Raw genomic sequence first — 18,198 nt, 5'->3', positions numbered from 1 at the left:
CCGCCGACGTCGCGTTCCCGCCCCCGGATCGGACAGTGATGAGGATCGTCGAGGAGACCCCGTACCGGTTCCGGATCGATCGGGCCGGCGCGATGCGCGTACCCGGGATCGTCTTCGCCACCCGGTCCCTGCTCCCCGTCGCGGAGGGGGACGAGGCGCTCACCCAGGTCGCCAACGTCGCGACGCTGCCCGGCATCGTCACCGCGTCGTTCGCCATGCCGGACGTGCACTGGGGTTACGGCTTTCCCATCGGCGGGGTCGCGGCGACGGACATCGACGACGGCGGCGTCGTCTCCCCCGGCGGCGTGGGCTTCGACATCTCGTGCGGCGTGCGGCTCCTGATCGCACGCGACGCGGACCGGTCCGCCCTCGCGTCGCGCCTGGGTGTGTTGATGGACCGGCTCGGTCGCGTCGTACCGCGCGGCATGGAGACCCGGGGCGTGTGGGAACTCCCGGACCGTACCGTGCTGCGGCAGGTGCTCGCGGGCGGCGCCCGCTTCGCGGTGGAGCAGGGGCACGGGGTCGCCCGCGACCTCGAGCGGTGTGAGGACCGTGGCGTGTTGGACGGCGCCGACCCGGACGCGGTGAGCGACCGTGCCGTCGAGCGGGGCCTCGGTCAGCTCGGCAGCCTCGGGTCGGGAAACCACTTCCTCGAGGTCCAGGCCGTCGAGCGGGTCTTCGATCCGGACACCGCGCGGCTGATGGGGCTCGACGTGGGCACGGTGTGCGTGATGATCCACTGCGGATCCCGCGGCCTGGGCCACCAGATTTGCACCGACCATGTACGTGAGATGGGTAAGGCAATGGGCCGCTACGGGATTCACGTCCCCGACCGGCAGCTGGCGTGCGTTCCGGTCCGGTCGCCGGAGGGGGAGGCCTATCTCGGGGCCATGGTGGCGGCGGCCAACTACGGCCGGGCCAACCGGCAGTTGCTCACCGAGGCGGCCCGCCGGGTCTTCGAGGAAACGGCCGGCACGACCCTCGACCTCCTCTACGACATCTCGCACAACCTGGCGAAGATCGAGCGGCACGAGGTCGGCGGCCGGGTCCGCGCGCTGTGCGTGCACCGCAAGGGCGCGACGCGGTCCCTGCCGCCGGACCACCCCGACGTGCCCGCCGACCTCACCGATGCAGGGCAGCCCGTGCTCATCCCCGGCACGATGGGCACCGCGTCGTACGTGCTGGCCGGTGTCGCCGGGAACCCGGCGTTCTACTCCACCGCGCACGGGGCCGGTCGGGTGCAGAGCCGGCACCGTGCTGCCCGGCACACCGACGGCCGGGCGGTGCGCGACGCACTCGAGACGCACGGGGTGCTCGTTCGGGGAAGCTCGTGGCGGGGACTCGCCGAGGAGAAGCCGGAGGCGTACAAGGACATCGACGCGGTTGCGGAGGTGAGCGAACGTGCGGGCCTGGCCCGCCGGATCGCCCGGCTCGTGCCGCTCGGCGTCGTCAAGGGGTGAGCGGGCGACATCGTCCGCAGTCCACGTCTCGGCCATGTCCATACCTGTTCGGCGACCCGGCGGAAGTTCCCGCCCAGGATCATGGTGATCGCCTCCTCCGGATAGCCGCGCCGCTGCAGTTCGGTGCCGAGGGTGCGAGTGTGCTCAGGCGGCACCCAGTCGATGCCGCCGTACCGGGTGTAGGCCTCCGGAACAGGTCCGGGTGCGACGCGAACTCCGCCTGTGCGTCGAGATGGTCGAAGGAGAAATCGGACCCGATGCCGACATGCTCCGGGCCGAGCAGCTCGACTGCATGGTCGATGGGGCGGACCATAGCCTCGAGAGTGGCCTCGTTCTCGCCGAGAAAGTTGCCCCCGCCGGCGATGCCGACGACGCCGCCGGTTTCGGCACAGGCGAGGGCCTGCTCGTCGGTGATGTTGCGTTCGTGCTCCCACATCGACCGCATGCACGAGTGCGAGTAGATCACCGGCGACGCCGAGACCTCACACAGGTCGAGCCCCGTCCGGCGGCTGCAGTGCGAGCCGTCGACCACCATCCCGACCGCGTTCATCTCGGCCACCAGATCGCCGACGTTGAGGGACGTGAAGGCGCCGGCGCCGGTGTCGTAGCGCAACAGGTCCGCCGTGCGGGCGGTGGTGGTCAGCGGCAGACAGCAGTGCTGCTTCCACAGGAAGCGGGGCCGCGGGACGCTGGCGGAGTGGGTCGGCACCGGGTCACCGTGCCCGACGGGGCGCCGGGGGCGCCATGCGTTTTCGCGGGTAACGATCCTGCTCGCACCGACGTAGTGATTGACATCACAACGGACCGTGCTCATACTCGTCCAAGTTGAACTCGAAATCAACTTTGGCTGCCGTTCTCACTCCAGGAGTACTCCATGTCCGACATCCACGGCGTCTGTGACCCTCGGTTCTCCGCGCTGCGAGAGGCCCTCGAACGGAATCTCGATTCGGGGGAGGACGTCGGCGCGTCGATCGCCGTGACCCTCGACGGTGAACCCGTCGTCGACATCTGGGGCGGCTCCATGGACGCCGGCGGAACGCGGCCGTGGGAGCGGGACACCATCACCAACGTCTGGTCGTGCAGCAAGACGGTCACCGCCCTGGCTGCCCTGATGCTCGTCGACCGGGGGCAACTCGACCTCGACGCACCGGTGGCGCGGTACTGGTCCGACTTCGCCGCCAACGGCAAGGACGGGATCCTGGTCCGGCACCTGCTGTCCCACACCTCCGGCGTGTCCGGCTGGGACCAGCCGTTCACGATGGACGACCTCGCCGACACCGCCAAAGCCACGGAACTGCTGGCGGCGCAGGCGCCGTGGTGGGAGCCCGGCACTGCCTCCGGCTACCACGCGCTCAACTACGGGCATCTGATCGGCGAGGTGGTCCACCGCGTCGACGGCCGGACGCTGACCGGCTTCATCGAGGAGGAGATCGCGCGTCCCCTCGACGCCGACTTCCGCCTCGGCGTGGCCCGCTCGGACTACTCGCGCGTGTCCGAGGTCATCCCCCCGCCCCCGCTGCCGATCGACCTCGCGACCCTCGATCCCGCGAGCGTGATGGTGAAGACCTTCACCGGTCCGCCCGCCGACGCTGCGGCGTCCTGGAGCGACGGCTGGCGCGAAGCCGAGATCGGCGCGGCCAACGGACATTCCAATGCTCGTGCCCTGGCGAGGATCCAGTCGGTGATCGCGTGCGGGGGACGGGTCGGCGACGTCCGCCTGCTCTCGGCCGACACCATCGACGCGATATTCGACGAGCAGTCCTACGGTGTCGATCTCGTGCTCGGCGTTCCCGTCCGCTTCGGAGTCGGATTCGGGCTTCCCACAACGGAATCGGTTCCGTTCGTCCCGCAGGGGCGGATCTGTTTCTGGGGCGGCTGGGGTGGATCCCAGATCATCGTCGACACCGAGCGCAGGATGACCGTCGCGTACGTGATGAACAAGATGGGACCCGGCCTGCTCGGCTCCGATCGCTCGGCGGAGTACGTCTCCGCAGCGTTCGCCGCCGTGCCGTGAGGCCGGACGTCGGAACCCACCGTCCGGCAACTTCTCTCAGGCGATACCGCGGATGGGCCATTGCGGGTCCACGTCCGACGCGTCGCGGCCGAGGCCCGAGAGGTACTCGGCGAAATTGCGTTGCCGCTCCGCGTGCCAGGCCGCCTGGTCCGTCATGATGTCCAGGTCGGCGAGCTGCGGGAAGCGGGTGCACAGCGCCCGCGCCAGTTGCCCGGCCGCGAGTGCGTCCGCCTCGGCCTGATGGGCGGCGGTCAGCGTGACGCCGTACGCAGCGCAGACCGCCTGCAGGGTGCGGCCGCCCTCGCGGCCGCGGTCCATCTCGCGGTCGACGACGTACGGGTCGAACACCAGGCCCGTGGCGAGTCCCGGCAGGCCCAGCCGGCGGCCCTCGGCGTCGATGACCGTCAGGTCGTAACTGGCGTTGAACGCCACGACGATGTGATCGCGGACCCAGGCCTCGCACAGTGCCTCGCGGATCTGGGCGTAGCCGGCCGTGTACTCGAGGCCCTCGGCGCGCGCCCGCTCCGTGGTCACGCCGTGGATCGCCGACGTCTCCTCCGGGATCTCGATGCCCGGATCGAGCAGCCACGTCCGCGACGCGACGGTGTCACCGTCGAGGACGACGACGGACGCGGTCACGATGCGCGCGATCCGCGGATCGCGGTCGGTGGTCTCGAGGTCGAACGCGCAGATCGGTCGATCGGGCCAGTGCGTCATCGGGGGTCCTGTCGTCGGTCGTGCGGGCGGTGAGGGCGGTCACGGCGATTGTGGCCGCAGCCACCGACACCGTCCGCCGGGCGGCGCGACGTCGTGCGCCGGACCGGCCGAAATGGCTCCGTGCGGCACGAAGGCGTACGCTGCTGGTGTTTCGTCAGGCCCCCGGAGCGGTTCCGGGTGATGTGGAGGAGGTGGGACTCGCGATGCGCAGTCGACCTCCGAGTACCGGCTGACGGCAGCCCGTACGCGTCCTTTCGGTGCGCGACGGTTGCCGTCGCGTGTACGTCCCACGGCGAATGCCCTCGCCGTCGTCCCCCGTGCCCCCCGAAAGGCCGTGCCGACATGCTGCCGAACCGTTCCGTCCGTGCCCTGCTGCCGCGTCGCTCCGCGGCGGCGACCGCCGACCCGTCCGCCGGGTTCGGTGCGTCCCTGCACCCCGCCGTCGCGTCGAGTCCCGGCCGTGACGCCGCGGGGGCGGAGAGCAGCATCGTCGACAGCGCGGTCTACCGTGACGGCCGCCGCGTCGCGTCGCCGGCGACGCTCTCGCAGGCCCTCGACTGCCTGCCCGAGCCCGGCTCGATGGCGTGGATCGGGATGTACCGGCCCACCGACGCTCAACTCAACGCCGCCGCAGAGCAATTCGGGCTGCACGAACTCGCGGTCGAGGATGCCATCGTCGCGCATCAGCGCCCGAAGCTCGAGCGGTACGGCGACACGCTGTTCGTCGTGCTGCGGGCCGCCCGCTACGTCGACGAATCCGAGCGGGTCGACTTCGGTGAGGTGCACGTCTTCGTCGGCCCGACGTTCGTGCTGACCGTCCGGCACAGCGAATCGCCCGACCTGTCGGCGGTGCGGGACCGGATGGAGAGCGAGCCGGATCTGCTGCGGCTCGGCCCCGAGGCGGTGCTCTACGCGATCCTCGACGCCGTCGTCGACGGGTACGCGCCGGTCGTCGCGGGCCTGCAGAACGACATCGACGAGATCGAGACCGAGGTGTTCAGCGGCGATCCGCGGGTCTCGCGCCGCATCTACGAACTGTCCCGCGAGGTCATCGAGTTCCAGCGGGCGGCCAAGCCGCTGCTCACCGTGCTGTCCGGTCTGTCGTCGGGATTCGCCAAGTACCGCACCGACGACGAACTGCAGCGCTACCTGCGGGACGTCACCGACCACGCCACGACGGTCGTCGAGCAGGTCGACAGCTTCCGTCAGCTGCTCGGCAACATCCTCACGGTCAACGCGACGCTGGTCTCGCAGATGCAGAACGAGGAGATGCGCAATCTCAGCCGGGCGAGCATCGAGCAGAACGAGGAGATCAAGCGGATCTCGGCGTGGGCGGCGATTCTGTTCGCGCCCACGCTGATCGGCACGGTCTACGGGATGAATTTCGACACCATGCCGGAATTGCATTGGGCCGCAGGATATCCCATGGCCCTACTGATGATGGTCATGACGTGCGCGGGGCTCTACGCGATCTTCCGCCGCCGCGGCTGGTTGTAGCCGGCCGCGGCGGACGGCGACCTCAGAGTGTGTCGGTGCAGACCACGAAACGACGCTCGCTGTAGACGAATCCGCCTTCGGAGACGGAGCAGTCGTTCACGTTGTCGGTGTTCTGCAGGATCTCGGTGACCTTCTCCGTCTCGGGGCCGGGCGCGGCGCAGTCGACGCGTTGCGGGTCCTCACCGGAGATGTCCATGCAGCTGTCCACCACCCAGTCGACGTCGAGGCACAGGGCGCCCACCTCGACACCGGCGGAGGACTCGTAGTAGGTCTGGTCGGCGTCCGAGACACACTGCTCGCTGGAGTCGACGATGTCGATCACCTTGTAGTTCGAGTCCATGCTGCCGCAGGTCGCGTTCTCGATGGTCGCGTCGTCGACGGTGCCGCCGAGGCGCACGCAGTCGCCGATCTCGACGTCGATGTCCAGGCCGGAGGAGCCGGGGGACGTCGGTGCCGTGGTAGTGGTCGGACGGCCGGTGGTGGTCCGGGTATCCGATGCACTCGCCGACGTGGTCTCGGACCCGGACTCGGGCACCGCCCGGGGCTCGACGTCCGATCCGCACGCGCCGAGTACCAGAGCCGCCGCGGCCAGCGCGACGGCGGTGCCGCTCACCCGTCGAATGAAGTTCATGGGGGGAGAGCGTACGGAATGTCCGCCTCGGGCGGGAAACGTAGGGTGATTTCTCGCAAATCCGGCGGGCACGAGTCGGCTCGGGGTGCGACCATGGGCCGGTGCAGCTGCCCGTCGCTCCGCCGATCGCACCGATGCTCGCCAAGGCCGTGTCCGAGGTCCCGGCTCAGCCCGCCGACGGCGACCCCGAGTGGTCGTACGAGCCGAAATGGGACGGCTTCCGCGCCGTCGTGTTCCGCGACGGCGACGAGGTGGTGTTCGCCTCGCGCGGCGGCAAGGACCTCGTGCGGTACTTCCCGGAACTGGCGGCGGCGGTGCGGGCCGAGTTGCCCGCCCGGTGCGTCGTCGACGGGGAGATCGTGGTGCCGCGCCCGCGCGACGGCCGGATCCGGCTCGACTGGCAGGCGCTGTCCGAGCGAATCCACCCGGCGGCGAGCCGCATCGCGTTGCTCGCCGAGCAGACCCCCGCGCAGTTCGTCGGCTTCGATCTGCTCGCGATCGGTGACGAGAACCTGATGGAGGCGCCGTTCGCGCGGCGCAGGGAGCGGCTGCGGGCGGTGGTCGGCGGCGGCCCCAGCTGCCACGTCACGGCCGCCACCCGCGACGCGGACACCGCCGGCCGGTGGTTCGCCGAGTTCGAGGGTGCCGGTCTCGACGGGGTCGTCGCCAAGCGTCTCGACGGGCCCTATGTGCCGGACAAGCGGGAGATGCTCAAGGTCAAGCACGCCCGCACCGCCGACTGCGTGCTCATCGGCTACCGGCCGCACAAGAGCATCGACGGGGTCGGGTCCCTGCTGCTGGGCCTGTACGACGGCGGCGACGAACCGGTGATGGTGGGCGGTGCGTCGGCGTTCACCGTCGAACAGCGCAAGGAGCTGCTCGCCGAACTCGCACCGCTGCGGGTCGGCGCCGACGTCGTCGCCGAGGGGGAGCCGAGCCGGTGGCGGACGGCGGTGGACCGCCGATGGATACCGCTGCGGCCGGAGCGGGTCCTGGAGGTGGCCTACGACCAGATGGAGGGCAACGCCGAGACCGGCCTGCGGTTCCGGCACGCGGCGCGGTTCCTGCGGTGGCGACCGGACCGCGAGCCGCGCAGCTGCACCTTCGAGCAGTTGGACGTGCCGGTGCGGTACGACCTCGGCGACGTCCTCGACCGGACAGGAGTGTGACCTCCGGTGCCCGATGCGAAGCGTTCTCCCGCCGTGGAACTGGACGTCGGCGGCGTGCCCGTCCGCCTGTCCAACCCCGACAAGGTGTACTTCCCCCGGCTCGGAGAGGCCGGCACCAAGCGCCGCCTCGTCGAGTACTACCGGACCGTCGCGACGGCCGGCTCGGCGCCGCTGCTGCAGGCGCTGCGGGAGCGGCCGACACATCTGCAGCGGTTCCCCGACGGGATCGAGGGCGAGGAGATCTACCAGAAGCGGGTGCCTGCCCGCCGGCCCGACCACGTCGCGACGTGCGAGGTGACGTTTCCGTCCGGCCGCACTGCCGACGTGCTGCGGGTGCGCAGCGCGGCGGACGTCGTGTGGGCGGCGAACCTGGGCACCGTGACGTTCCACCCGTGGGCGGTGCGCTGCGGGGACGTCGACCGCCCGGACGAGTTGCGCATCGATCTCGACCCGCAGCCGGGGACCGCGTTCGACGACGCCCGCGCGGTCGCGCTCGAGGTGCTGCGACCGCTGCTCGACGAGCTGGGTCTGGTCGGTTTCCCGAAGACGTCGGGCGGCCGCGGCCTGCACGTGTACGTCCGCATCGTCCCGGAGTGGGACTTCGTCGGCGTGCGCCGCGCCGGGATCGCCCTGATGCGGGAGGTGGAACGCCGCAGCGGCGGCCGGGCCACCACCGCGTGGTGGAAGGAGGAGCGCGGGCAGCGCATCTTCCTCGACTTCAACCAGAACGCCCGGGACAAGACGATCGCGTCGGCATATTCGGTGCGGCGCACCCCGATCGCGACGGTGTCGACACCCCTGACGTGGGACGAACTCGTCGACGCCGACCCGGACGATCTCACGATCGCGACCGTGCCGGGCCTGCTCGAGCGCCGCGGCGATCCGATGGCCGCGATGGACGAGACCGCGCAGGCGCTCGACGTGCTGCTCGAGATGGCCGAGCGGGACGCCGCCGCGGGCCTCGGCGACCTGCCCTACCCGCCGACCCATCCGAAGATGCCGGGCGAGCCGAAGCGGGTGCAGCCGTCCCGCGACACCGACCGCAAGCGGCCCGGCTAGGGATTCACCGGGGCGGTGACCTCTCGTGACCGCATCGATGCCCGCCGACCCGGTGAACCGGTGCGCGTCTCCGTAGACTCCCCCTGGGGGATTCGGTTTGCGGGGGACGAGGCCGGAGGAGGCAGTCACCGTGTCGGTGGTAGCGGATGCGCGGAAGTCGGTTCGGGTTCTCGGTGGTGGGGCCGTGGTGGCGGCGGCCGTCGGGGCCGCACTCGTCGCGGCGCCGTCCGCGCAGGCGGTGACGTGTGCGGCGCCCCCGGGTTCGGCGGCCTCGGTCACCCAGCTCGACGGGCGGACCGCGTGCGGCGCGGTCGCGGACGCACCGAGCGGCGCGTGGGCCCACGGCGACGGCGGAGTCGGCTTCGCCGACGCGCGCACCGGGGCGCGGGTGCTCGCGGCCGGGCTCTCGGGGGGTGCCGGGGCGGGCGAGGCCCGCGGCGGTTCTCTCGCCACGCTCGGTTTCGGTGAGGACGCGCTGGCCCTGGGCATCGTCGAGGAGCCCGCGACCGCGGTCGTCGTGGCCGGCCCGCAGTCCCAGGCCTTCATCGGCGACCTGCGCGACCCGGTGCTGTGCGAGGGGTCCGCCGCGACCGCCGTCAACCTCACCACCGGCCGTGGGTGCGTCGTGCTGGGGACGTTCCGGTACGTCACGCCCTGACCGGGAGCCTGCGGAAAACCCGTTCGGGACCGGACGCTGCGACGTAACCTGGCGGCACGATGTCGACTGGGAGGTACCACGGATGACAGCCCGACCGGTGCGGGGCGCGGCGGCGGTACAGGAACCGCCGCCGACCGAGATGCACGTCGACCGGCGATTCCTGCCGCTCGCGGATCGCTTCTTCGACCTGTACCGGCTGCCCCGGCACGGGGGCGGGGCCCTCGCGGCCTACCTGGACGGCGAGAAGGTGCTCGACATCTGGGCGGGCTGGGCCACCCGCGACCGGCGGTGGAACCGCGACACGGTGTCGCTGTCCTTCTCCACCGGCAAGGGCGTGGCGTCCACCGTGGTGCACCGGCTCGCCGACCGCGGCCTGATCGACTACTTCGCCCCCGTCGCGCGGTACTGGCCGGAGTTCGCGGCGGCCGGCAAGGAGGACGTCACCGTCGCGGACGTGCTCACCCACCGGGCCGGACTGCACCGGGTGCGCAACCTGCGGCCCGGCCGGATGGGCATCGTCGACTACGACGCCACGGTGCGTGCGCTGGCCGCAGCCCCACCCGACCCGCGCCGGCTGGAAGGCCCGGGATACCACGCCGTCACGTACGGCTGGCTCGTCGCGGAGATCGTGCAGCGCGTGACCGGGTCGCCGTTCGTCGACGTCGTCCGGCAGGAGATCGCCGAACCCCTGGGTACCCCCGAATTCTGGTTCCGGGTGCCGGAGGAGCAGCGGCACCGCATCGCCAAGCTGTTCCCGCGGATCAATCCCGCCGGCCTGCACTGGGGGATGACCGCCTCGGTGCTGTCCCGGGTGAGCCTCACCCGGGGCCTCGCGGAGGCCGCGATGCCGGAGGAGTTCGACGAGCTGGTGCGCGATCCCGCGGTGCACGACGCGGTGATGCCCGGCTGGAACGGGGTGTTCTCGGCGCGCGCCCTGGCGCGGATGTACGGGGCGATCGCCGCGGGCGGCACGATCGACGGCGTGCAGTTCCTGCACCCGGAAACCATCGAGGCCATGAGCGAGGTCCAGGTGCGCGGCCGCGACTACGTGCTCGGGGTCCCGATGGCGTGGCGGCTCGGCTACCACCAGCCGGTGTTCGTCAGCCGGGAGCGGCCGCGCGGGGCGCTCGGCCACTACGGGGTCGGCGGTTCCGGCGCCTTCGCCGACCTCGACACCGGACTGTCGCTTGCGTTCACGACGAACCGGCTGGGCAGCGGTCCGATCGCGCTGGGCGATCTGCGCCTCGCGCGGCTCGGCGCGCTGGCGCGCGACCTGGCCCGCCGCGCCTGAGGAAGGTGCCGCGGCGCCTACCCCCACGATTGATTGTTCGAAGCAGTTCGATACGGAGGGAGCGACACTGTGAGCCACGTGTACCGGGTGATCGAGGTGGTGGGTTCGTCGACGGACAGCGTCGACGACGCGATCAAGCAGGCCGTCGCGCGTGCGGCGGAGACCACGCGCCACCTCGAGTGGTTCGAGGTGATGAACGTCAGGGGCCACATCGACGACGGGGCCGTCGCGCACATCCAGGTGACCGTGAAGATCGGCTTCCGCATCGAGCCGACCGACGGCTGACGCGTCCGGTCCGGTGGCGGGGGACACGCCGGGAGAGCAGGGGCGGCGAACCGGATCTCGACCGGAATTGGAACACGTTATAGTCTGAGTGGGTCGTCGAACCCCCGGCACTTCAGGCAGGTATCCACCGTGGTTTACGTGATCACCCAGGCGTGTTGCAACGATGCCTCGTGCGTCGAGGTCTGCCCCGTCAACTGCATCCATCCCACGCCCGACGAGGCGCCGTTCGCCACCACCGAGATGCTCTACATCGACCCGGACACCTGCATCGACTGCGGCGCGTGCGTGGACGAATGCCCGGTGGACGCGATCTACGCCGACAACGAGCTGCCCGCCGCGCACGAGCCCTATCTGAAGATCGCCGAGGACTACTACCGGCGATACCCGATCGGACCGGACTGGCCCGAGGAACGCGACCGCACCAAGATTCCCGCCGAGCTCGGCACCCTGCGGGTGGCGATCGTCGGCTCGGGACCGGCGGCCTGCTACGCCGCGCTGGAGCTGACCGGCCGGGCCCGTGTCGAGGTCGACATCTTCGACCGCCTGCCCACCCCGTACGGCCTCGTCCGCGCAGGTGTCGCCCCGGACCATCAGAGCACCAAGGCCGTCGGTGAGCTGTTCCGTAGTGCCCTCGGCCACAAGAAGAGCCAGTGCTGGTTCAACGTCGAGGTGGGCACCCACATCAGCCACGAGGAACTGCTCGCGCACCACCATGCCGTGCTCTACGCCGTCGGCGCCGCCGGGGACCGGCGCCTGGACGTGCCCGGCGAGGACCTGCCCGGTTCGCACGCGGCCACCGAGTTCGTCGCCTGGTACAACGGACACCCCGACTACGCCGACCGCACCTTCGACCTGTCCGGCGAACGCGCGGTGATCGTCGGCAACGGCAACGTCGCCCTCGACGTGGCGCGGGCGCTGGTCATGGACCCGGACGAGCTGGCGAAGACCGACATGGCCGACCACGCCGTCGCCGCCCTGCGCGAGTCGAACATCCGCGAGGTCGTCGTCGTGGGACGCCGCGGACCCGCCCAGGCCGCCTACACCAACCCGGAACTGCTGGCCCTCGGTCAGCTCGCGGGCGTCGACATCGTCGTCGACCCGGCCGAGGCCGAACTCGACCCGGCCGGCCGCGCCCTCGTCGACGACCCCACCGCCGAACCGCGGATCGTGCTGAAGGTCGAACAGGTCCAGGGCTTCGCCCAGCGGCGCCCCACCGAGGGCAACAAGCGGATCGTGCTGCGCTTCCTCGCCGCCCCCGTCGAGCTGAGCGGTGACGGCCGGGTCGAATCGATCACCCTCGAACGCACCGAACTGGTCGAGGCGAACGGCCGGCTCGAGGCGCACCGCACCGGGCAGACCGAGACCCTGGCCACCGGCCTGGTCCTGCGTTCTGTCGGCTACCGTGGCGCCCCCGTCGCCGACCTGCCGTTCGACGACCAGCGCGGCATCCTCCCCAACGAGGAGGGCCGGGTCGTGGACCCGGAGACGAACGAGCCGCTGCCCGGCGTGTACACCGCCGGCTGGATCAAGCGCGGACCCACCGGCGTCATCGGCACCAACAAGCAGTGCTCCGCCCAGACCGTCGAGCACCTGGTCCAGGATTTCGTGGCCGGCCGGCTCGTCGCACCCGTCGCCGACCGGGAGAAGCTCGCGGCGCTGGTCTCCGAGCGCCGGCCGGAGTACGTCGACTACCGGGGCTGGCAGCAGATCGACAAGCAGGAACGCGCCCGGGGCGGCGCCGCGGGTCGCTCTCGCGTGAAGTTCGTCGATGTCGCCGATCTCCTTGCCGCCTCTCGAATCGAGTCCTGACCTGGGCGCGAGCCCGCGAGGGGCCGTCCGGGCGGGCATGGTCGAATTGCCCGCCTGCGGGGAGCTGTGTCTAATGGGGTCGCCAAGTCGTCGCTGTCGGGGCGGACGTGGGTGCGACGGCACGAACGAACGATGGGTTGTCGAATGTTCGAGAAGAAGGGTCGGCCGAGCAGTCGCGGCCGCGCCGGTCGCTGGTCCGGCCGTGTCGCCACCGCGCTGGTGGGGGCCGGCGCCGCCATGCTCACCATGACGGGACCCGCCGCCGCGGTACCCCTGTGGCCGGGCGGGCCCGAACTGCCGAGCGTGCAGGAACTCGTCGAGAGGCTTCCGGGCGGCTCGAACTCCGTCGCACCCACGCCGCCGCCGTTCTCGGCCCCGTCGATCAACCCGTCGAACGGTGAGACGGTCGGCGTGGCCCAACCGATCATCATCCGCTTCGACGAGAACGTCACCGATCGCGCGGCCGCCGAGCGCGCCATCACCGTCACGTCGAACCCGCCGGTGTCCGGGCACTTCTACTGGGCCTCGGACCGGCAGGTGCGGTGGCGGCCGTTCGAGTTCTGGCCGGCCCACACCCAGGTCACCGTGAACGCCGGGGGCACGCAGTCGTCGTACACCGTCGGCGACGCGCTGATCACCGTCGCGGACGACAACACCAAGACCATCACCGTCACCCGCAACGGCGAGGTCGTCAAGACCATGCCGACGTCGTTCGGCAAGCCCGGCTACGAGACGCCCAACGGCACCTACATCGTCGGCGAGAAGTTCCGCGACATGTACATGGACTCGTCCACGTACGGCGTTCCGGTCGACTCGCCCGAGGGATACCGCACCTACGTCGAGTACGCGACCCGCATCTCCAACAGCGGCATCTTCGTGCACGCGGCGCCGTGGTCCGAGTGGGCGCAGGGCAACACCAACGTCAGCCACGGGTGCCTGAACGTGAGCACCGAGGACGGTCGCTGGTTCTTCGAGAACGCCCAGAAGGGCGACCCGGTGATCGTGCAGAACACCGGTGGCGGCACCCTCAACGGCTGGGACGGCCTCGGCGACTGGAACCTCTAGCCGGACAACGGTCGACGCCGGCGAGCACCTGGTGACCTTCCGGGTGGCGAGAGTACTCGCCGGCGCCAGACCGGCGTAACCTCCGGTTCGCCCGCGGCAGGCACACTGCCGCAGTGCGCTCGAGTCCGGAAAGAGTATTGCCCCAACCCGATCGGGGGCTGTCGCGACGCCCATGGGGCGACTACGCGCTGTTCGCCGCGCTGATCGGACCGAATCTCGCGCTGCTGATCCTGTTCACGTACCGGCCGCTCGTCGACAACATCCGCCTCTCGTTCTTCGAGTGGAACATCTCGAGCCCCACCGCCACGTTCGTCGGATTCGGCAACTACCGCGAGTGGTTCGGCCGCGCCGACACCTGGCAGATCGTCGGCAACACCGTCGTGTTCACCGTCGCCACCGTCGCGGGATCCATGCTGCTCGGTCTGGCGCTGGCGCTGTTGCTGGACCGTAAACTCCTGGGCCGCAACCTCGTTCGCTCCGCACTCTTCGCGCCGTTCGTCATCTCCGGCGCCGCGGTGGGCGTGGCGTTCCAGTTCGTGTTCGACCCGAACTTCGGCCTCGTCCAGGACCTGCTGGACAGGGTCGGGATCGGCGCCCCGGACTTCTACCAGGATCCGGCCTGGGCGCTGGTGATGGTCACCCTCACCTACCTGTGGAAGAACCTCGGCTACACCTTCGTCATCTATCTCGCCGCCCTGCAGGGCCTGCGCCCCGAACTCTCCGAGGCCGCCGCGATCGACGGCGCCTCGTCGTGGACCGCCTTCCGGCGCGTACTCCTGCCGCAGCTGCGACCCACCACCTACTTCCTGTCGATCACCGTGCTGCTCAACTCGTTCCAGGTCTTCGACATCATCAACGTGATGACCCGGGGCGGACCGCTCGGCACCGGAACCACCACGATGGTCTACCAGGTCTACAACGAGTCCTTCCGCAACTTCCGGGCCGGCTACGGCGCCACCGTCGCGACCGTCATGTTCCTCGTACTGCTGGCGGTCACGGTGTACCAGGTGCGTCTCATGGACCGCGACGACCGGCCCCGCCCCGTCCGCGGCCCCCGCCTTCGCCGTCGCCGTCGCGGGCGCGGGGCCGAATGTGACACGCGTTCGGTCCCATCGACGGAATGTGACATCCGGCCGGTGGCGCGGAAGGAGATCGTGGGATGACGGCGCTTCTGGACCGTCGGATCGTACGTGCGGAGCCGACGGCGGCAGAGCCGTACCGGCGTCGGGAGCGCGCGATCCGTGTGCTCGCCTACGCCGCGATGGTCGTCGCACTGCTCGTCGTGGCGCTGCCGCTGTACTGGATCGTGGTGACGTCGTTCAAGCAGCGGCCCGACATCTACACGCTGCCGGTCACCTGGTGGCCCAGCATGTTCCATCCCCAGAACTACACGGAGGCCGTCACCTCGGTGCCGTTCGGCACGTTCCTGCGGAACTCGCTGATCATCACCACGGTGCTGTCGAGCGTGAAGTTCGTCCTCGGCATCCTGAGCGCCTACGGTCTGGTGTTCCTGCGGTTCCCCGGCAAGAATCTCGTGTTCGTCGGCATCGTCGCCGCCCTGATGGTGCCGAACCAGATCACGGTCATCTCCAACTACGCGCTGGTGGCGGAATGGGGATGGCGCAACACCTTCCAGGGGATCATCGTGCCGCTCGCGGGCGTCGCGTTCGGAACGTTCCTGCTGCGCAACCACTTCCTGTCCATCCCCGCCGAGATCATCGAGGCGGCACGGATGGACGGCGCCGGACACGTCCGTCTGCTGTGGCGGGTCGTGCTGCCCGTGTCCGGCCCGACCCTGGTCGCGTTCGCGCTCATCACCGTGGTCAACGAGTGGAACGAATACCTGTGGCCGTTCCTCATGGCCGACGACGCGTCGGTGGCCCCGCTGCCGATCGGACTGACCCAGTTGCAGAACAACGACGGCGTCACCAACTGGGGTCCGGTGATGGCCGGCACGGTGCTGGCCATGCTGCCGATCCTCGTGGTCTTCCTTGCGCTGCAACGACACATGATCAAGGGCCTCACCTCCGGTGCGGTCAAGGGCTGAACTCTTCCAGGAGCAACTTCGTGAACATCGACAGGCGTGGATTTCTGGGACTGACCGGGGTGGTCGCGGCGAGCGCAGCGCTGGCCGCGTGCGCCGGCACCGGCTCGTCCGGGTCGGCGGGCACCTCGGGGTCCGCCTCCGACGCGAACACGATCAAGTTCTGGTCCAACCACCCGGGCAAGTCCCAGGACGTGGAGAAGGAACTCATCGCCCGGTTCCAGGCGAAGTACCCGGACCTGACCGTCGACCTCGTCGACGGCGGCAAGAACTACGAAGAGGTGTCACAGAAGTTCAACGCAGCCCTGTCCGGGGGCGATCTGCCCGACGTTGTGGTCCTGTCGGACGTGTGGTGGTTCAACTACGCGCTCGCCGGCGCGATCACGCCGCTCGACGACCTGTTCACCGAGGTCGGCGTGGATACCGGCGACTACGTCGATTCCCTGCTGGCCGACTACCTCTTCGAGGGCCGCCACTTCGCGCTGCCCTACGCCCGCTCGACCCCGCTGTTCTACTACAACCGCGACGTCTGGCGGCAGGCGGGACTGCCCGACCGCGGGCCCGCCACCTGGCAGGAGTTCTCCGAGTGGGGGCCCGAACTGCAACGCGCCGTCGGGTCAGGCAAGCTGGCGCACGGCTGGGGCAACGCCAAGGACTACCTGGGTTGGACCTTCGAAGGACCGATCTGGACGTTCGGCGGTGCCTACTCCGACGGCTGGCGGCTGCGCTTCGGCGACGCGGAGACGATCGCCGCGGGACAGTTCCTGAAGGACATGATCCACACCGGGAAGTACGCGGGTGTCTCCACGGACATCGCCAACGACTTCTCCGCCGGGATCATCGCGTCCACGATCGCCTCCACCGGCGACCTGTCCGGCATCACGAAGAACGCCGCGTTCGACTTCGGCACCGCGTTCCTGCCGGCCCCCGACGGCACTCCGGGATGCCCCACCGGCGGCGCCGGACTGGCGATCCCCGCGAACATCTCCGACGAGCGAAAGCGCAACGCGCTGAAGTTCATCGACTTCGTCACCAACGGGGAGAACACCGCCTACTTTTCGCAGCGGATCGGCTACATGCCGGTGCGCAAGTCCGCCACCGAGAACCCCGACATGAAGGCGTTCCTCGAGCAGAACCCCAACTCTCGTACCGCCGTCGACCAACTCGCGCGCACCCGCTCGCAGGACTACGCGCGCGTCTTCGTACCCGGCGGCGACCAGATCATCGGCACCGGCCTCGAGCAGATCGCCCTCCAGGGCGCCGACGTGACGACGGCGTTCGGCGACGTCACCCGTCAGCTGCAGCAGATCATCGATCGCCAGATCACCCCGAACCTGTAGGAACAGCCTTGGCAAGCATAGGTTTCCGGACCGTCACCCACCGCTACCCGGGCGTCGAACGGCCGTCGGTGGACCGGCTCGACCTCGACGTCGCGGACGGGGAGTTCCTGGTCCTGGTCGGTCCGTCGGGCTGCGGGAAATCCACGAGCCTGCGGATGCTCGCCGGGCTCGAGGCAGTCGACGACGGCCGCATCGACATCGGCGGAGCCGACGTGACGGGGTTGCCGCCCAAGGCACGCGACGTGGCGATGGTGTTCCAGAACTACGCGCTGTATCCGAACATGACGGTGGCGGAGAACATGGGTTTCGCGTTGCGCAACGCCGGCGTCGGCAAGGCGGAACGGTCGGCGCGGGTGCTCGAAGCCGCGCGGATGCTCGAGCTCGAGCCGCTGCTCGACCGCAAACCGGGCAAGCTCTCGGGCGGGCAGCGGCAGCGCGTGGCGATGGGCCGGGCCATCGTGCGACGGCCCGCGGTGTTCTGCATGGACGAACCGCTGAGCAACCTCGACGCGAAGTTGCGGGTCAGCACACGCTCGCAGATCGCGGGACTGCAACGTCGGCTGGGCACCACGACCGTGTACGTCACCCACGATCAGGTGGAGGCGATGACCATGGGGGATCGGGTGGCCGTCCTCGACGGCGGCCGCCTGCAGCAGGTCGCCGCGCCCCGCGACCTGTACGACAACCCGGTCAACACCTTCGTCGCCGGATTCATCGGGTCGCCCGGCATGAACCTGCTCGACGCGCCCGTCCGCGACGGCGCGGCCGTGCTCGGCAGTCTGCGGGTCGCCGTGCCGGCCGACGTCGATGCCGAGCGGATCGTCGTCGGGGTGCGGCCCGAGGCGTGGACCCCCGTCGGGGCGTGGCGTTCCGGAACCCTGTCGTTGACGGTGGACCTCGTCGAGCAGCTCGGCGCGGAATCGTTCGTCCACGCGACGGCCGCCGAGCCGGCCGACTGGTCGAGCGCGTCGGGCAAGGTCGTGGTGCGGGTGGATCGACGCGTCCCGATCGGTCCGGGCGAGCGGGTGCACCTGCTCCCGCAGGCGGGCGAGGTCTACTTCTTCTCGACGACGACGGGCGCCCGCCTCTGACCCCGCCTCGGCGGCCGAATGTCACATGCATTCGATTGAACTGAATGCGTGTGACATTCGGCCCGACG

Annotated in this window: 16 protein-coding genes and 1 pseudogene; 14 read left to right on the top strand and 3 right to left on the bottom strand. The window is 70.2% G+C overall.

Features of this window, described 5'->3' with window-relative positions; all coding sequences use genetic code 11:
* The first annotated feature begins 38 nt into the window (after window positions 1-38).
* The gene (locus tag KZJ41_RS24835) at window positions 39-1,460 is read left to right on the top strand and encodes an RtcB family protein (protein ID WP_072636380.1); all 1,422 of its coding nucleotides are present in this window, start codon (window positions 39-41) and stop codon (window positions 1,458-1,460) included.
* Window positions 1,461-1,498: 38 nt separating this feature from the next.
* Here KZJ41_RS24835 and KZJ41_RS24830 read toward each other — a convergent pair.
* Window positions 1,499-2,022 (bottom strand): annotated as a pseudogene (locus KZJ41_RS24830) (dipeptidase); the annotation flags it as partial.
* Between the two features lie 312 nt (window positions 2,023-2,334).
* On the opposite strand from KZJ41_RS24830, the gene KZJ41_RS24825 reads away from it, so the two are divergent.
* Entirely contained in the window at window positions 2,335-3,474 is a 1,140-nt protein-coding gene (locus KZJ41_RS24825; protein ID WP_006931701.1) for a serine hydrolase domain-containing protein, read from the top strand.
* Window positions 3,475-3,510: 36 nt separating this feature from the next.
* Here KZJ41_RS24825 and KZJ41_RS24820 read toward each other — a convergent pair whose 3' ends face one another.
* A complete protein-coding gene (locus KZJ41_RS24820) occupies window positions 3,511-4,191 on the bottom strand; it encodes a 3'-5' exonuclease (RefSeq protein WP_006931704.1) in 681 nt (226 codons plus the stop codon).
* Window positions 4,192-4,533: 342 nt separating this feature from the next.
* Between KZJ41_RS24820 and corA the strand changes: the two genes are divergently transcribed.
* Window positions 4,534-5,688, top strand: coding sequence for a magnesium/cobalt transporter CorA (gene corA, locus KZJ41_RS24815; protein ID WP_161997121.1), 1,155 nt, complete (start codon window positions 4,534-4,536; stop codon window positions 5,686-5,688).
* Between the two features lie 22 nt (window positions 5,689-5,710).
* On the opposite strand, the gene KZJ41_RS24810 is transcribed toward corA, so the two are convergent.
* Entirely contained in the window at window positions 5,711-6,319 is a 609-nt protein-coding gene (locus KZJ41_RS24810) for a hypothetical protein (protein WP_006931708.1), read from the bottom strand.
* Between the two features lie 101 nt (window positions 6,320-6,420).
* On the opposite strand from KZJ41_RS24810, the gene KZJ41_RS24805 reads away from it, so the two are divergent.
* From KZJ41_RS24805 to KZJ41_RS24755, 11 genes are all read left to right on the top strand, one after another.
* Window positions 6,421-7,488: an ATP-dependent DNA ligase gene (locus KZJ41_RS24805; RefSeq protein WP_006931710.1), complete on the top strand. Its 1,068-nt coding sequence runs from the start codon at window positions 6,421-6,423 to the stop codon at window positions 7,486-7,488.
* A 6-nt stretch (window positions 7,489-7,494) separates the two neighbouring features.
* Window positions 7,495-8,547 (top strand): DNA polymerase domain-containing protein, encoded by a 1,053-nt coding sequence (locus KZJ41_RS24800; RefSeq protein WP_006931712.1) that lies wholly within the window; start codon window positions 7,495-7,497, stop codon window positions 8,545-8,547.
* 130 nt (window positions 8,548-8,677) lie between these two features.
* The gene (locus KZJ41_RS24795; RefSeq protein ID WP_050035963.1) at window positions 8,678-9,205 is read left to right on the top strand and encodes a DUF6764 family protein; all 528 of its coding nucleotides are present in this window, start codon (window positions 8,678-8,680) and stop codon (window positions 9,203-9,205) included.
* Window positions 9,206-9,287: 82 nt separating this feature from the next.
* Window positions 9,288-10,496: a serine hydrolase gene (locus KZJ41_RS24790; RefSeq protein ID WP_043802930.1), complete on the top strand. Its 1,209-nt coding sequence runs from the start codon at window positions 9,288-9,290 to the stop codon at window positions 10,494-10,496.
* Between the two features lie 69 nt (window positions 10,497-10,565).
* Window positions 10,566-10,781, top strand: a complete 216-nt coding sequence (locus KZJ41_RS24785; RefSeq protein ID WP_006931721.1) for a dodecin — start codon at window positions 10,566-10,568, stop codon at window positions 10,779-10,781.
* 129 nt (window positions 10,782-10,910) lie between these two features.
* Window positions 10,911-12,590: an FAD-dependent oxidoreductase gene (locus KZJ41_RS24780; protein ID WP_102799341.1), complete on the top strand. Its 1,680-nt coding sequence runs from the start codon at window positions 10,911-10,913 to the stop codon at window positions 12,588-12,590.
* 144 nt (window positions 12,591-12,734) lie between these two features.
* Window positions 12,735-13,655 carry an Ig-like domain-containing protein gene (locus tag KZJ41_RS24775; RefSeq protein ID WP_029546319.1) on the top strand — a complete coding sequence of 307 codons (921 nt, stop codon included), beginning with the start codon at window positions 12,735-12,737 and terminating at the stop codon, window positions 13,653-13,655.
* Window positions 13,656-13,768: 113 nt separating this feature from the next.
* A complete protein-coding gene (locus tag KZJ41_RS24770; RefSeq protein WP_102799342.1) occupies window positions 13,769-14,818 on the top strand; it encodes a carbohydrate ABC transporter permease in 1,050 nt (349 codons plus the stop codon).
* Complete coding sequence (locus tag KZJ41_RS24765; protein ID WP_072636348.1) at window positions 14,815-15,702, top strand: carbohydrate ABC transporter permease; 888 nt, start codon at window positions 14,815-14,817, stop codon at window positions 15,700-15,702. The genes KZJ41_RS24770 and KZJ41_RS24765 overlap by 4 nt, the downstream gene beginning before the upstream one ends.
* Window positions 15,703-15,722: 20 nt before the next feature.
* Entirely contained in the window at window positions 15,723-17,039 is a 1,317-nt protein-coding gene (locus KZJ41_RS24760) for an ABC transporter substrate-binding protein (RefSeq protein WP_029546316.1), read from the top strand.
* Window positions 17,040-17,047: 8 nt separating this feature from the next.
* Entirely contained in the window at window positions 17,048-18,130 is a 1,083-nt protein-coding gene (locus tag KZJ41_RS24755) for an ABC transporter ATP-binding protein (RefSeq protein WP_102799343.1), read from the top strand.
* Window positions 18,131-18,198: the final 68 nt, after the last annotated feature.

This window comes from Rhodococcus sp. 11-3 (genome assembly GCF_023704055.1).
GTDB lineage: Bacteria > Actinomycetota > Actinomycetes > Mycobacteriales > Mycobacteriaceae > Rhodococcus > Rhodococcus aetherivorans.
Note: the sequence above shows the minus strand (reverse complement) of the source record. Positions and strands in the feature narration are given on the sequence as shown.

What these genes read in the sequence shown, in the direction of transcription:
- corA (WP_161997121.1), top strand. Translation starts at nt 4,534, where the DNA reads ATGCTGCCGAACCGTTCCGTCCGTGCCCTGCTGCCGCGTCGCTCCGCG.
- KZJ41_RS24790 (WP_043802930.1), top strand. Translation starts at nt 9,288, where the DNA reads ATGACAGCCCGACCGGTGCGGGGCGCGGCGGCGGTACAGGAACCGCCG.
- KZJ41_RS24765 (WP_072636348.1), top strand. Translation starts at nt 14,815, where the DNA reads ATGACGGCGCTTCTGGACCGTCGGATCGTACGTGCGGAGCCGACGGCG.
- KZJ41_RS24825 (WP_006931701.1), top strand. Translation starts at nt 2,335, where the DNA reads ATGTCCGACATCCACGGCGTCTGTGACCCTCGGTTCTCCGCGCTGCGA.
- KZJ41_RS24775 (WP_029546319.1), top strand. Translation starts at nt 12,735, where the DNA reads ATGTTCGAGAAGAAGGGTCGGCCGAGCAGTCGCGGCCGCGCCGGTCGC.
- KZJ41_RS24810 (WP_006931708.1), bottom strand. Translation starts at nt 6,319, where the DNA reads ATGAACTTCATTCGACGGGTGAGCGGCACCGCCGTCGCGCTGGCCGCG.
- KZJ41_RS24820 (WP_006931704.1), bottom strand. Translation starts at nt 4,191, where the DNA reads ATGACGCACTGGCCCGATCGACCGATCTGCGCGTTCGACCTCGAGACC.
- KZJ41_RS24835 (WP_072636380.1), top strand. Translation starts at nt 39, where the DNA reads ATGAGGATCGTCGAGGAGACCCCGTACCGGTTCCGGATCGATCGGGCC.